The 236-nt window shown below is 51.7% G+C and carries 1 pseudogene; it reads right to left on the reverse strand.

Annotation, left to right across the window (positions count from 1 at the left end):
* A pseudogene (locus tag HMPREF2625_RS11005) lies at window positions 1-236 on the reverse strand (protein argonaute-2); the annotation flags it as partial.

The following is a 236-nucleotide window of genomic DNA, read 5'->3' on the forward strand; positions in this document are numbered from 1 at the left end:
GTGCTGCCGACAGAGGAACAACCGGAATGTAGGTACGGTTCCAAACCACGATGGGGTAGTACGCGTAACTCGCCGTTAAGGTATCCTGATCGAATACATCAATGTAGACCCGGTAGTGGTGGTTCGGGTTAATCTTAGTGCCATCAACACTCACGTACATCCCGAAGCTCCCGTCCGAACCAAGACTAGACCCTCCGCCGTTGCTAACGTCATCATTAACGATGTTCCCGAACTCA

The organism is Rothia sp. HMSC064D08 (assembly GCF_001809525.1).
Classification (GTDB): domain Bacteria; phylum Actinomycetota; class Actinomycetes; order Actinomycetales; family Micrococcaceae; genus Rothia; species Rothia dentocariosa.